Annotated in this window: 17 protein-coding genes; 4 read left to right on the top strand and 13 right to left on the bottom strand. The window is 71.2% G+C overall.

Annotated features, from left to right (window positions below; all coding sequences use genetic code 11):
- Positions 1-36 precede the first annotated feature (36 nt).
- The 7 genes from AB0N17_RS29105 to AB0N17_RS29135 all read right to left on the bottom strand — a co-directional run bounded on the left by AB0N17_RS29105 (position 37) and on the right by AB0N17_RS29135 (position 5,986).
- Entirely contained in the window at positions 37-1,506 is a 1,470-nt protein-coding gene (locus AB0N17_RS29105) for a HAMP domain-containing sensor histidine kinase (RefSeq protein WP_366014503.1), read from the bottom strand.
- Positions 1,503-2,237, bottom strand: a complete 735-nt coding sequence (locus AB0N17_RS29110) for a response regulator transcription factor (protein ID WP_366014504.1) — start codon at positions 2,235-2,237, stop codon at positions 1,503-1,505. Before AB0N17_RS29110 ends, AB0N17_RS29105 begins: the two co-directional genes overlap by 4 nt.
- A complete protein-coding gene (locus AB0N17_RS29115; RefSeq protein WP_366014505.1) occupies positions 2,234-2,533 on the bottom strand; it encodes a hypothetical protein in 300 nt (99 codons plus the stop codon). The genes AB0N17_RS29110 and AB0N17_RS29115 overlap by 4 nt, the downstream gene beginning before the upstream one ends.
- A gap of 110 nt (positions 2,534-2,643) precedes the next feature.
- Positions 2,644-2,874: a hypothetical protein gene (locus tag AB0N17_RS29120; RefSeq protein ID WP_366014506.1), complete on the bottom strand. Its 231-nt coding sequence runs from the start codon at positions 2,872-2,874 to the stop codon at positions 2,644-2,646.
- 84 nt (positions 2,875-2,958) lie between these two features.
- A complete protein-coding gene (locus tag AB0N17_RS29125) occupies positions 2,959-3,966 on the bottom strand; it encodes a trypsin-like peptidase domain-containing protein (RefSeq protein WP_366014507.1) in 1,008 nt (335 codons plus the stop codon).
- 107 nt (positions 3,967-4,073) lie between these two features.
- Positions 4,074-5,099, bottom strand: coding sequence for a LacI family DNA-binding transcriptional regulator (locus AB0N17_RS29130; RefSeq protein WP_366014508.1), 1,026 nt, complete (start codon positions 5,097-5,099; stop codon positions 4,074-4,076).
- Positions 5,100-5,197: 98 nt separating this feature from the next.
- The gene (locus AB0N17_RS29135; RefSeq protein WP_366014509.1) at positions 5,198-5,986 is read right to left on the bottom strand and encodes a response regulator transcription factor; all 789 of its coding nucleotides are present in this window, start codon (positions 5,984-5,986) and stop codon (positions 5,198-5,200) included.
- A 179-nt stretch (positions 5,987-6,165) separates the two neighbouring features.
- Here AB0N17_RS29135 and AB0N17_RS29140 point away from each other — a divergent pair, with 179 nt between their 5' ends.
- Genes AB0N17_RS29140 through AB0N17_RS29150 form a run of 3 tightly spaced genes read left to right on the top strand, consistent with a single transcriptional unit; the run spans position 6,166 to position 8,489 of the window.
- Positions 6,166-7,017: an alpha/beta fold hydrolase gene (locus AB0N17_RS29140; protein WP_366014510.1), complete on the top strand. Its 852-nt coding sequence runs from the start codon at positions 6,166-6,168 to the stop codon at positions 7,015-7,017.
- A gap of 49 nt (positions 7,018-7,066) precedes the next feature.
- Positions 7,067-7,321: a MoaD/ThiS family protein gene (locus tag AB0N17_RS29145; protein ID WP_366014511.1), complete on the top strand. Its 255-nt coding sequence runs from the start codon at positions 7,067-7,069 to the stop codon at positions 7,319-7,321.
- A gap of 4 nt (positions 7,322-7,325) precedes the next feature.
- The gene (locus AB0N17_RS29150; RefSeq protein WP_366014512.1) at positions 7,326-8,489 is read left to right on the top strand and encodes a hypothetical protein; all 1,164 of its coding nucleotides are present in this window, start codon (positions 7,326-7,328) and stop codon (positions 8,487-8,489) included.
- 98 nt (positions 8,490-8,587) lie between these two features.
- Here the strand turns inward: AB0N17_RS29150 and AB0N17_RS29155 are convergent, their stop codons facing one another.
- From AB0N17_RS29155 to AB0N17_RS29170, 4 genes are all read right to left on the bottom strand, one after another.
- Positions 8,588-9,553: a folate-binding protein gene (locus tag AB0N17_RS29155; protein ID WP_366014513.1), complete on the bottom strand. Its 966-nt coding sequence runs from the start codon at positions 9,551-9,553 to the stop codon at positions 8,588-8,590.
- A gap of 9 nt (positions 9,554-9,562) precedes the next feature.
- Positions 9,563-10,000 (bottom strand): transcriptional repressor, encoded by a 438-nt coding sequence (locus AB0N17_RS29160; RefSeq protein ID WP_366014514.1) that lies wholly within the window; start codon positions 9,998-10,000, stop codon positions 9,563-9,565.
- 99 nt (positions 10,001-10,099) lie between these two features.
- Positions 10,100-11,269, bottom strand: coding sequence for a transposase (locus AB0N17_RS29165; protein WP_366014515.1), 1,170 nt, complete (start codon positions 11,267-11,269; stop codon positions 10,100-10,102).
- A gap of 82 nt (positions 11,270-11,351) precedes the next feature.
- Complete coding sequence (locus AB0N17_RS29170) at positions 11,352-11,927, bottom strand: FABP family protein (protein WP_366014516.1); 576 nt, start codon at positions 11,925-11,927, stop codon at positions 11,352-11,354.
- A 263-nt stretch (positions 11,928-12,190) separates the two neighbouring features.
- Between AB0N17_RS29170 and AB0N17_RS29175 the strand changes: the two genes are divergently transcribed.
- On the top strand, positions 12,191-12,553 hold the full coding sequence (locus tag AB0N17_RS29175; protein ID WP_366014517.1) for a DsrE family protein: 363 nt from the start codon (positions 12,191-12,193) through the stop codon (positions 12,551-12,553).
- On the opposite strand, the gene AB0N17_RS29180 is transcribed toward AB0N17_RS29175, so the two are convergent.
- On the bottom strand, positions 12,547-13,050 hold the full coding sequence (locus AB0N17_RS29180; RefSeq protein ID WP_366014518.1) for a hypothetical protein: 504 nt from the start codon (positions 13,048-13,050) through the stop codon (positions 12,547-12,549). The genes AB0N17_RS29175 and AB0N17_RS29180 overlap by 7 nt on opposite strands.
- A 44-nt stretch (positions 13,051-13,094) precedes the next feature.
- The gene (locus AB0N17_RS29185; RefSeq protein ID WP_366014519.1) at positions 13,095-13,358 is read right to left on the bottom strand and encodes a DUF3099 domain-containing protein; all 264 of its coding nucleotides are present in this window, start codon (positions 13,356-13,358) and stop codon (positions 13,095-13,097) included.
- Positions 13,359-13,370 lie beyond the last annotated feature (12 nt).

Genomic DNA, 13,370 nt, shown 5'->3' on the forward strand with positions numbered 1-13,370 from the left:
CCGCGGCCTGATCCGACCTGATCCAAACGAAACCCCCTAGACCGGCAGTGTCTCCGGCGGAGGTGTGGTCGCCCCCGGCAGCCGTACCGTTGCCACCGTGCCGCCGCCCTCCGCGTGCGTGAGGGTGACCTCGCCGCCCGCCTGCTGGACCGTGCGGGCCACGATGGACAGGCCCAGGCCCGAGCCGGGCAGTGCGCGGGCGCTGGGGGAGCGCCAGAAGCGGTCGAAGACGTAAGGGAGTTCGTCCTCGGGGATGCCGGGACCGTGGTCGCGGACGGTCAGGACGCCGTCGTCGAGCTGCACCTCGATCGTGCCGCCCTCGGGGCTGAACTTCACCGCGTTGTCCAGGATGTTGACGACCGCCCGCTCCAGCGCCGAGGGCTCCGCGCGGACGAACCACGGCGACACGTCCGCCGTGATGGTCAGCTCGGGCCCGCGCAGCCGCGCCCGGCGCAGGGCCGCCTCGACGGTGTCCTGGAAGTCGACGACCTGGACGCGCTCGCCGCGCTCGCCCTCCGAGCGGGACAGCTCCTGCAGATCGCCGATGAGCGCGGCCAGTTCGGTCATCTGCGCCTTCACCGAGGCGAGCAGGGCCTTGCGGTCCTCCGGCGGGATCGGACGGCCCGTCTCCTCGCTGCGGGTGAGGAGTTCGATGTTCGTCCGCAGCGACGTCAGCGGGGTGCGCAGTTCATGGCCGGCGTCCGCGATCAGCTGCCGCTGGGTCTCGCGGGAGCTGGCCAGGGAGGCGGTCATCGAGTTGAAGGAGCGGGAGAGCCGGGCCACCTCGTCCTCGCTGTCGTCCTCCACGGGGATGCGGATGGTCAGGTCCTCGGTGCGGGCCACGTGTTCCACGGCCTCGGTGAGCTTGTCGACGGGGCGCAGGCCGGCCCGGGCGACCGCGAGACCCGCGGCGCCTGCTCCTATCACCCCGATGCCGGAGACCAGGAGCAGGATGAGGGCCAAATCCTTGAGGGTGTCCTGGGTGGCCTTGAGCGGGGTGGCCACCAGCAGCGCCGTGTTCGGGTACAGCTGGGGCGGGGAGGCCAGGTTGTCGGTGACCACCAGGGGCATGGTCAGGACGCGGACGGCGTTGCCGTTGCCGTCCGTGCCGTTGCGCAGCAGACCGCCCTGGCGCGACTCGGCCGTCCTCGCCACCTCCCGGTCGCTGGCGACGGTCTTCACCGTGCCCGCCGAGTTGGAGAAGACGCAGGCGGTGCCGTCCGCTCTGACCAGCTCGCCGTAGTAGGTGCCGCGCGCCCGGAAACCGGAGGTCGACTCCGAGGCGGCCTGCGGGCAGGTCTCCAGCGCCGCGTTGACGTCGGCCGCCGCCTGCGGCCGGACCGCCTTCTGCAGATCGGCGTCGACCTGCTGGTAGAGCTTGCCCTGCACGATGAACCAGGCCGTCACCGAGACCGCCGCCACCGCGAACGCCACCGCCGCCGCGACCAGGACCGCCAGACGGGCCCGGAGCGGCAGCGAACGGTAGCGCCGTGCCAGATTGCTCACTCGGCGCCGCCCTGCCGCAGGACGTACCCGACACCGCGCACGGTGTGCACCAGCCTCGGCTCGCCGCCCGCCTCGGTCTTGCGGCGCAGGTACATGACGTAGACGTCGAGGGAGTTGGACGAGGGCTCGAAGTCGAAGCCCCACACCGCCTTCAGGATCTGCTCCCGGGTGAGCACCTGGCGCGGATGGGCCAGGAACATCTCCAGCAGGGTGAACTCCGTGCGGGTCAGTTCGACCTGGCGGCCGGCCCGGGTGACCTCCCGTGTCGCGAGGTCCATGCGCAGGTCGCCGAAGGTGAGGGCCTCGTCCTCCTGGGCCTCGGCCGACACCGCCGCCGCGTAGGAGCTGCGCCGCAGCAGCGCGCGGATACGGGCGAACAGCTCGTCCAGCTCGAAGGGCTTGACCAGGTAGTCGTCCGCCCCCGCGTCCAGCCCCGTGACCCGGTCGCCGACCGTGTCGCGGGCGGTGAGCATCAGGATCGGGGTGGTGTCGCCGGCGCCCCGGATGCGACGGGCCGCCGTCAGGCCGTCCATGCGCGGCATCTGGATGTCCAGCACCACCAGGTCCGGCTTGTAGGCGGTGGCCTTCTCCAGCGCGTCCGCGCCGTCCACGGCGACCTCGGTGTCGTACCCGTCGAACGCGAGGCTGCGCTGGAGCGCCTCGCGCACGGCGGGCTCGTCGTCGACGATCAGGATGCGCTGGGGGTCACGGTCGCCTTCGGCGGGGCTCATCGCTCGCGGTTCCTCGGGGTGCGAAGGGTCGGATGGTCGGGGTGGACGGCCGGGGCCGGGGTGGTGGTCGGGACGGCCGGGGTCGGGGTGGCCGGGGTCAGGATGGCCGGGGTGGTCGGGACGGCCGGGGTGGTCGGGGTGGTCGGGACGGCCGGGATGGTCCGGATGGCCGGGGTGGCCGGGACGGCCGGGGTCGGGGTGGCCGGGGTCAGGATGGCCGGGGTGGTCGGGACGGCCGGGGTGGTCGGGACGGCCGGGGTAGTCGGGGTGGTCGGGATGGCCGGGGTGGTCCTCATGGCCGGGGGCCGTGGAGTCGGCGGGGTGACGGGAGTGGTCGGGACGGCCGGGACGGTCGGGGTGCCTCTCAGCGTCGCATGTTCCCGGCCGTGGGAGGCGCATACCGGCCTCAGGCGCCCAGCACGGCCAGCCCACGCATCGCGGTCAGGCGGTGCAGCGGCACCTTGCGGCGGTGCGGGCGGGCGGCGGAGGTGCGCAGGCCCATCAGCTCGGGGACCGACACGACCTCGGCGGGGCGCGGGGGCGCGGCCGGGGCGGGCAGCTCCCGCAGCACCTCGAGGGCCAGGGTGATACCGGCCGGGCCGCCTACGGGGACATCGTGGGAAACCTTGGTGATCATGACGTACTCCCTGCTGCCTGATGGGGGCCGACGGATGGGGCCCCTGCTGAGTCCCCCCTGCTGGATTCCCCCGGGTGAGACCGATCAGCTGCCGGAGCCCGCCCGCAGCTTGGCCAGGTCGGACTTGACGGTGTCGACGGGGATGGCGAAGCCGAGGCCGACGCTGCCCGCGTCCGAGGACGACGAGGACTGCTGGCTCGACGAGTACATCGCCGAGTTGATGCCGATCACGTGGCCGCTCGCGTCGATCAGCGCGCCACCGGAGTTGCCCGGGTTCAGCGAGGCGTCGGTCTGGATGGCCTTGTACGTGGTGGTGGACGAGCCGGTGTCGCCGTTGAACTGGCGGCCGCCGAACTGGAACGGCCACTGCCCGTCGCCGCCCTGGTCCTGCCCCTGCCCCTCGTCCGTGGAGACGGTCACGTCCCGGGCGAGGGCGGAGACGATGCCGCTGGTGACGGTGCCGGTCAGGCCCTCGGGGGAGCCGATCGCGACGACCGAGTCGCCGACCTGGACGTCGGAGGAGTCGCCGAGCGCGGCCGGCTTCAGCCCCGAGGCGCCCTGGAGCTTGATCAGCGCGAGGTCCTTGGAGCTGTCGGTGCCGACGACCTCGGCGGTGTAGCTCTTGCCGTCGCTGGTGCGCACCTTGATCGACTGCGCGCCGGAGACGACGTGGTTGTTGGTGACGATCTCGCCGCTCGACGAGATGATCACGCCGGAGCCGGTGGAGGAGCCGTTGCCGAGCGTCGCGTTTATCTCCACCACGCTCGGGCTGACGGCCTCCGCGATAGCGGCGACGTCACCCTTCTTGCCGACGGGCACCACGTTGGTGGTGGTGCCGGCGGAGGCGACGCTGTCCTTGCCGGTCAGTTCCTGGAAGCCGTACGCCGTGGCGCCGCCGACCGCCGCCGCGACGATCGCGACCGCCGCCAGCAGGGCGACGGGGCCCCGGGGACGCCTCCTCTTCGGCTCGGGGGCGGGCGCGGGGTTCATGGCCGCCGGAGACTCGTACGACGGCGGGGGCGGCCATTCGGGGTTCACGGGAGCGGAGTGGCTGTGCTGCTGCTGGGGGTATGCGCCCTGGCTCTCGGTCATGACAAACAGAGTCCCCCGTGACCATGAGAGCTTCCTGAGTGCCGACTGAGAAGCCCGGCAGAACCTCGTTTGCCCGATATGAGGAGGCGTCGCAGGAGACGTCCCGCTCAGCCGTCGCAGCCGCAGCTGGTGCGCACCACCAGCCGCGACGGAAACGTCTTCAGCCGCTCCCGCCGCGACCCCGCCACCCGCAGCCCGTCGTCCAGGACCAGGTCGACCGCCGCCCGGGCCATCGCCGAGCGGTCGGAGGCGACCGTGGTGAGCGGCGGGTCGGCGAGCGCGGCCTCCTTGATGTCGTCGAAGGCGGCCACCGCCAGCTCCCCGGGCACGTCGATGCGCAGCTCGCGCGCGGCCCGCAGCAGGCCGATCGCCTGGTCGTCGGTGGAGCAGAAGACCGCCGGCGGGCGGTTCGGACGGGACAGGAACTCCAGGGCCACCCGGTAGGCGTCGTAGCGGTTGTACGGCGCCTCGAACAGCCGGCCCTCGGTGGGCAGGCCCGCCTCGGCCATGGCCCGCTTCCAGCCCTCGACGTGGTCGGAGACCGGGTCGCCGACGGCCGGCGTCTGGGCCGTACCGCCCATACAGGCGACGTACTCGTAGCCGTGCTCCAGCAGGTGGCGCACGGCGAGCTGGGCGCCGCCCAGGTCGTCCGTCACCACGGCCACGTCGTCGATGGCCTCGGGGCGCTCGTGCAGCAGGACCACGCGGGCGTCCCAGGCGTCGATCTCGGCTGCGGCCAGATCGTTCAGGGCGTGGCTGACCAGGATCAGTCCGGAGACGCGCATGCCGAGGAAGGCGCGCAGATAGTGGACCTCGCGTTCGCCGATGTAATCGGTGTTCCCGACGAGGACCATCTTTCCGCGCTCGGAGGCGGCCTGCTCCACCGCGTGCGCCATCTCGCCGAAGAACGGCTGACGGGCGTCCGGGATGATCAGGCCTATGAGGTCGGTGCGGCGCGAGGCCATGGCCTGGGCTACCCGGTCGGGCCGGTACCCCAGTTCCTTGATCGCGGCGAGGACACGCTCGCGCGTGGCCGGGGCGACCGGCCGGGGTCCGTTGTTGATGACGTAACTGACGACGGCGGTGGAGGTCCCAGCCAGCCGTGCCACATCATCCCGAGTCACCTTGGCCACGCGCGGAGTCTACGCGGATGGACCCGCCCTGGGCAGGGCATATCAAGGGTTGGATGTGCGGAAGCAATGCCCCGCACGAGCGGCCTTCCCGTCGCGCGCTAGGCGTCCGCGTGGATCTCGGTGCCGTCCAGCTCGGCGGATGCGGCCGAAGTGTCCGGATTCTTGGCTTTCGCCCGGTCCGCCTTGGCCTTGGCGTCCTCGCCGGACCGGTCGGGCTTCTCGGGCGTAACGAATCGATAACCGACGTTCCGGACGGTGCCGATCAGCGACTCGTGCTCCGGGCCGAGCTTGGCCCGCAGCCGCCGTACGTGCACGTCCACCGTCCGGGTGCCGCCGAAGTAGTCGTACCCCCAGACCTCCTGCAGCAGCTGGGCCCGGGTGAAGACGCGCCCCGGGTGCTGGGCGAGGTACTTCAGCAGCTCGAACTCCTTGAAGGTCAGGTCCAGGACCCGCCCCTTGAGCTTCGCGCTGTACGTCGCCTCGTCCACCGACAGGTCGCCGTTGCGGATCTCCATCGGCGAGTCGTCGACCCCGATCTGCTGCCGGCCCATGGCCAGCCGCAGCCGCGCCTCGACCTCCGCGGGACCCGCGGTGTCGAGGAGGACGTCGTCGACGCCCCAGTCGGCGGTGACGGCGGCGAGGCCGCCCTCGGTGACCACGAGGAGCAGCGGACAGCCGGGGCCCGTGGAGCGCAGCAGCTGGCAGAGGCTGCGGACCTGGGGCAGGTCGCGGCGGCCGTCGACGAGGATGACGTCGGCGCCGGGGGTGTCGACGAGGGCGGGGCCCTCCGCCGGGGCCACCCGCACGTTGTGCAGCAGCAGGCCGAGTGCGGGCAGCACCTCCGTCGACGGCTGGAGGGCGTTGGTCAGGAGCAGCAGAGAACTCATACGTCTGGTTCCTCCTCGGTCCCTGCGAGGCTGTGCGGACGGGCACTGCTCTGCGATCCCGGGGGCCCCGTACACCGGCGGTCACCTGAGGTTTCCCGCTTCGTATACAACGCTTCCGAAAGCACAAAAGGACCCGGGGGCTACGCTGCCCGAGTCCTCTGCCCAGCAGAATAGCCCACATGAGCAACCGTTCGGCAGGTCATGTGGCACGTTCCACCGTTCGTCCGAATCCCGAGACGGGCGGACGGGCCCCTATCCGGACGTTCCTGCACAGCGCAGACGGAATTCCGATCGATTCCGTATACGATCCGCCCGCCGCCGTATACGAAACGGCTTCCGACACCTCCCGGCCACCCTCCCGCGACCTGGTGTTCGTGATCGCCCACGGCTTCACCGGGGACGTGGACCGCCCGCATGTACGAAGGGTGGCGGGCGTGCTGCGTGCTCACGGCGCGGTCGTCACCTTCTCCTTCCGCGGCCACGGACGCTCCGGCGGCCGGTCCACGGTCGGCGACAAGGAGGTCCTGGACCTCGCCGCCGCCGTCGACCGGGCCCGCGGCTTCGGGCACGCGCGCGTGGTCAGCGTCGGCTTCTCCATGGGCGGCTCGGTCGTCCTGCGGCACGCGGCCCTGCACCCCCGCACGGTCGACGCCGTGGTCTCGGTGAGCGCCCCGGCCCGCTGGTACTACCGGGGCACCGCCCCCATGCGCCGCCTGCACTGGCTGGTCACCCGCCCCGAGGGCCGCCTGGTCGGCCGCTACGGCCTGCGCACCCGCATCCACCACCGCGACTGGGACCCGGTCCCGCTGTCCCCGGTGGAGGCGGTCCCCCGGATCGCCCCCACCCCCCTGCTCCTCGTCCACGGCGACCGCGACGGCTACTTCCCCCTCGACCATCCCCGGATGCTCGCCGAAGCGGCCGGTGACCACGGCGAACTCTGGGTCGAGCCGGGGATGGGGCACGCGGAGCACGCGACGGACGAAGCCCTCCTCAACCGGATCGCGGACTGGGCCCGGGGCGCGGCGGGCTAGCCTGACACCATCTGTCTTTGTTGATTTCCGCCGCCGATTGAGGAACGAGATGCCCAAGGTCACGGTGCGCTACTGGGCCGCCGCGAAGGCCGCCGCCGGTGTCGCCGAGGAACCGTACGACGCGGACACGCTCGCCGACGCGCTGGCCGCCGTCCGCGCGCGACACCCCGGCGAACTGACGCGCGTGCTGCAGCGATGCTCCTTCCTCGTCGACGGGGACCCCGTCGGGACACGCGCGCATGAGACGGTACGGCTGGCCGAGGGCGGCTCGGTCGAGGTGCTCCCGCCGTTCGCAGGAGGGTGAGGCGATGAGCGACCAGCCGTATCAGGGCGGCCCGTACGAGGGCTACGACCCCTATCAGCAGCAGCCGGCGCCACAGGACTGGCCCGGCCACGACCCGTACGCCCAGCCCGGCGGCTACGACCCGCAGTCGACCCAGCAGTGGCAGGGCCGGACGTGGGAGACGCAGACGCACGCCCCGGTGCAGTCGCCGATGCAGGCGCAGGGGGCCGAGACGGCGTACCTGCCGCAGCACCAGTACCAGCAGCCCCCGCAGGCCCAGCCGTACGCCGACCCGCAGCAGGCGCAGTACGCAGCCCAGCCGCAGCAGCCACAGCCGCAGCCCCAGCCGGCGATGGCGCAGGCGCAGGCCCAGGCGCCGGAATCCGAGTCCGCGCCCGCCTACGGCCCCGCCACCCTGAGCGGCAACGCCCGGATCACCGACGCCCAGCGGGCGCGCCTGGAGGGCCGTTCGCCGATCATCGACCCCGGAATGCAGCCGGCGCTGCTCACCGCGCTCCTGGGCCTGCTGCTGGCCGCCACGGCGCCCGTCGCCTCGTACGCCCTCGCCGTCCCGCTGGTGCTGCTCCAGGCGGTCACCGCGGCCGGCTGGTTCCGGCTCAACGGCATGTGGCCGGCCCGGCAGGGCATCGCGCTGGCCTTCCTGGGCGGCCTCACGGCCGACGTGGCCGTCCTGGCCGCCGGCCGCGACCACGCCCCGGTCGCGATCCTCGGCCCGCTCGGCGTCTGGGTCCTGCTGTCCCTGGTCCTGCAGCTGCGCTCGCACGCCTCGCCGGACGAGCGCATGTACGGCCTGATGGCCACCGTCGCCTCGACGGCGCTGACGGTCCTGGCGACCGGGTACCTGGCCGCCGACGCCCACGCGGTGTCGGTCGGCGCGGCGGCGGTCGCGGTGGCCGTCCTGGCCCGCGCCCTGCCCCTGCCGACCCCGGCGTCGGTGGTCGTCGCGGTGCTGGCGGCGGCGGGCGCGGGCATCGCCGTCGGGGGCATGACGGGGCTGGGCGCGAAGGGCGCCCTGCTCGGCGGAGCCGCCGGCGTCTGCGCGCTGATCGGTCACCGGGTGGCTGCCTACGACTACCCGTCCCGCTTCGTCCACTTCACCGCGGGCGTGGCCCTGCCCCTGTCGGCGGCGGCACCGGTGGTGTGGGTACTGGGACGCACGCTGGGCTAGGCGCCAGGCGCCAGGCGCCAGGCGCCAGGCGCAAGGCCTGGCCACGGGGCTGGTCGTGCTCCACGACCAGCCCAGACCCTCCCGGGCCGCGGCCGCCCCTACGGCTCGACCACGGTCTCCTGCGCCGCCGCGGTCTCTCCGGCCAGCAGCCGCGCGTCGGTCGGGATGTTCCGCTTCACCAGCGCCAGAGCCACCGGCCCCAGCTCGTGGTGGCGTGCGGACGTGGTCACGAAACCGACCTTGCGGCCGTCCGCCCCCTCGTCCGCGAGCCGGATCTCCGTGCCCGCCACCGGCAGGTGCACCTCGCTGCCGTCCAGGTGCAGGAAGACCAGGCGCCGCGGCGGCTTGCCGAGGTTCTGCACCCGGGCCACGGTCTCCTGCCCCCGGTAACACCCCTTCTGCAGATGCACCGCCGTACCGATCCAGCCCAGCTCGTGCGGGATCGTCCGGTGGTCGGTCTCGAAGCCGAGCCGGGGCCGGTGGTGCTCGACGCGCAGCGCCTCGTAGGCGAGCAGACCCGCGGCGGGCCCGTGCGTGGCGGCGAAGGACTCCAGGTCCTCCCGGGGCAGGAACAGATCACGGCCGTACGCCGTCTCGCGTACGACGACGCCCTCCGGCACCTCGCCGATGGACCCGGCGGGCAGGTGGACGACCGCGAGGTCGGCGGTCCGGTCGGCGACCTCGACCCGGTAGAAGAACTTCATCGACTCCAGGTACGCGATCAGCGCGTCCTGGGTGCCGGGTTCCACGTGCGCCCAGACGGTCGTCCCGTCGTCCACCAGGTACAGGGCGTGCTCGATGTGCCCGTGCGCGGACAGGATCAGCGCCTCGGTGGCCTCACCGACGGGCAGTTCGCTGACGTGCTGGGTGAGCAGCAGGTGCAGCCAGCCGAGGCGGTCCTCGCCGGTGACGGCGACGACACCGCGGTGCGAGAGATCGACGAAGCCGGTGCCGTCGGCGAGGGAACGCTGCTCCCGGAACAGGTCGCCGTAGTGGGCGGCGACACCTTCGTCCACACCCTCGGCGGCGACGGCGCCGGGCAGGGACAGCAGAGGGCTCTTCATACCGTCAGCCTACGACGTGGTAGTTGAACTCCTCTGCGAACAGTCCTTGCACCGGCCGAAGATCGCGAAGTGCTTCATGTCGGTGTCGAACCCGAACTGCTGCCGCAGCTTGGCGGTGAACTCGGCGGCCACGTCCACGTCGGCCTCGATCACGTTCTCGCAGTCGCGGCACACCAGGTGCAGATGGTGGTGGCGGTCGGCGAGGTGGTAGGTGGGCGCACCGTGCCCCAGATGGGCGTGGCTGACCAGGCCCAGCTCCTCCAGCAGCTCCAGCGTGCGGTAGACGGTGGAAATGTTGACCCCCGACGCCGTCTTCCTCACTTCCACGAGGATGGCGTCGGGGGTCGCGTGCTCAAGGGTGTCCACTGCTTCGAGGACAAGCTGCCGCTGCGGCGTCAGCCGGTAGCCACGCTGCCTGAGGTCGCTCTTCCAGTCGGTGCTCACCACACCGACGAGTGTAGGTCTACGTCAGCCACTCAGGCAGTCATGCCTGGGTTTGCAGCTCGGATCATCGATGGCTTCGAAGGGCCGGCCGCGTCCAGCCCCTTACGTCGCAGGGACGAGGGCAGGGGCCACTGACTTGGCCCCGCGACCCCACACCTGCCAGCCGCGACTGGCGATGTTGTGGGACGAGTTCAGATCCGCATGTTCAACGAAACCGCAAGATCTGCAGGTGAAGACGGCCTGAGACGGCCGGTTGCGTTTGTCGGTGTGGTGGCAACGGGAGCATTCCTGGCTTGTGTGAGCCGGATCGACCTGCACGATCGGCACCCCGACCCGCTTCGCCTTGTACGCAATGAACCGGCCGAGCTGATGAAAGGCCCAGGAATGCAGCGTGGCGCGTTGGGGCTTCCTGAGCCGTACCCGTTCGCGGATCCCGCCCAGATCTTCCAGGGCGATCCCGCGACCGGTGCGTTGAGCCTCCGCCACGATCTGCTTACTGATCTTGTGGTTGATGTCGCGGGTCCTGCGCGCTTCTCTGCCCGCGTGCTTCTTCGCCCGTCTTTTGGCGGACTTGCTCCCCTTCTGTTGCAGCTTGGAGCGCAATCTCCGGTCGCTCTCGCGGCGGCGGTTCAAGCGTCGTCCGCTGTATCGCCGCCCGGTGGAGGTGGTGGCTATGTTCACGATCCCGAGATCGACTCCGATGAACCCGTCCGGCCGCCCGTTCTCATCGGTCTCGGGAACATCGCAGGTCGCAGCCAGGTACCACTGTCCGTTTCGACGGATCAGGTCCGACTCGCCGCGTCGGTAGCGGGTCAGCAGTTGTATGTGCTCCGGATGCCCGGTGAAGGCGACGCCCTTCAGTCGACCACTGATGGTCCAGATCGACACCGTACCTGCGTCCATCTGCCAGGACAGACAGCGGTCATCGAAGGGCTGAGCCGCCTCCGCTCGAAACCTGATCGGCTTCCACGCGGCGGATGCGCGGCTCGTGGATTTTGAGGGCCCCAGCTTCCCTGCGCGGGGCTGTGCCCCCAATGCGGTGTAGGCATCGGCCACCTTCCGCAGCACATGCAGCGCAGGCTGCGCCGACAGCCCCAGGGCGCGTAGCTGCGCATACGCCAGAGTCTGGAGCCCGGCGCGGGAGGCCACCCGGCGGGCGAAAGCTGCGGTCGACAGCCAGTTGGCCGCCTCGTTGCAGATGAGCAAGGTCGCCTCGAGCGCCGACGCCTGCTGAGGCGTCGGCAGCAGCTTGACCCGCACCACCAATTTCACGATCAAGAACGCTAGGCAGCGGAGACCGGCCGTGTCTCATGGAGACGCGTTGTTCACTCGACAGGGTGATCCGGTTAGCGGACTACTTGAAGAATGCGATGCCGTCGTCCGGCATGTCGTCCGGGAGGGCCTTGGCCCAGCGTTCGACGTCCTCGGGGGTGACGACCTTCTTCAGCTGGGCCGACATGTAGGGGCGCAGCTCGACGTCGGGGGTCTGCTTCTCGCCGACCCACATCAGGTCGCTCTTGACGTAGCCGTAGAGGCGCTTGCCACCGCTGTACGGCTGGGAGGCGGCCGTGCGGGCGACGGCGTCCGTCGCCAGGTCGATCTGCGGCTTCTTGTCGGCCATCTCGCCGTACCAGATCTCGATGACACCGTCGTCGCGGGTCATCGTGACCTCGACCTTGCGGTTGGCGTCGATCCGCCAGTAGCCGTCCTCCGACTCCAGCGGGCGGACCTTGTTGCCGTCCTGGTCCAGCACCCAGGTGCGGGAGTGGTACTCGAGGAAGTCCCGGCCGTCGTGGCTGAAACTGACCTCCTGCCCGAAGTTGCACTTCTCCGAGCCGGGGAAGTCGTGCACGCCCGCGCCGGCCCAGTTGCCGAGCAGGAAGGCGAGCGGGACGAGGTCCTTGTGCAGGTCGGACGGGATCTCGATCATGAGTGGCAGCTTTCCTGGGAGACGGTCAGCGCTGACCCTGGTACAGCTTCTTCACGGTCAGACCGGCGAAGGCGAGCACGCCGACGCAGACCAGGACCAGCAGGATTTCGTAGAAGGTTTCCACGGGTGCTCCTTGAGCAAGGGTGGGCGGACGACAGAGCCGGGCCCCAGCTTACGCGGCCGGGGCCCGGCCCTCCTGACGAGGTCCCTCGGGCGAAGTCGTGGCATGCGCATGAAGTCGCAGGCCGGATTACGATTCGGCCATGGCGAAGAAGCTCGTGATCAAGGTGACCGCCGGGGCCGACGCACCCGAGCGCTGCTCGCAGGCGTTCACGGTGGCGGCGGTGGCCGTGGCCAGCGGCGTCGAGGTGTCGCTGTGGCTGACCGGGGAGTCGTCGTGGTTCGCGCTGCCGGGGCGGGCGGCCGAGTTCGAGCTGCCGCACGCGGCCCCGCTGCCGGACCTCCTCGACTCGGTCCTCGCGGCCGGCCGCATCACGCTGTGCACCCAGTGCGCGGCCCGGCGCGAGATCACCGAGAAGGACGTCATCGAGGGCGTACGGATCGCGGGCGCCCAGGTCTTCGTCCAGGAAGCCCTGGCGGACGACGCCCAGGCCCTCGTCTACTGAGGCCCGCGGGCCCGCCGCTGGTCGGTGACGAAGGGGGCGTACCCGACCGGGACCTCGCTGACCTCCAGCTCCGAGAAGAGCAGCGTGAGGGACTGGGCGTTGCTCTCGACGCGCACCTCGTGGAAGTCGACTCCGAGGTCCCGCGCCCACCGGCGGGCCTCCTCGGACTCGGGGAGCAGCTCCGCCTCCCACGCGGCGTGGCAGTTGACGCCCCAGACGTATCCGTCGAGGTCGAGGTCGTTGGCGGTCTCGTGGTCCAGGAGCCGGTCGTCCAGGGAGACGCGCCAGGTGTCGGGCGCCACGGTCGTCTCACAGTGCGCCCGCACGCAGTGCCGGAAGAGATAGCGCACGTACGCGGGCGGCACGCCGGTCCGGGGATCCGCCGTCATGTACACGAACATCTCGTAGTCGCGCATGTAGGTCGTGTAGCCGTGGTGCACCACGGCGCGGTCGGCGGCGAGGTCGTCCAGCAATCTCTGGAGTACGGCGGTGTCCACCACCCTGTTGTAGCCCACACGGGGCGCCCGTCAGGGGCGGGGCCCTATTGCCGCGGGCGCTTCTTGCCGTCCAGTTCGTCCCACCACTCGTCGGACTGCGGGTCCCCGGAGGGGTCGTCCCACCAGCGGTCCTCCGGACCCCGGCGGTTGGCGATCATCGCGGCGACCGGCGGGATGACCATGGCGACGACGCACATGCCCACGGCCGCGGGCACGGACCAGATGCGCACGACCCCCCACGCCAGGACGAAGAGACCGATGCAGATCCCCATCATGGCGAAGTAGATGTGGCGTCGCCGGGCGTACATGCTTCCAGAGTA

The organism is Streptomyces sp. NPDC051133, assembly GCF_040682635.1.
GTDB lineage: Bacteria > Actinomycetota > Actinomycetes > Streptomycetales > Streptomycetaceae > Streptomyces.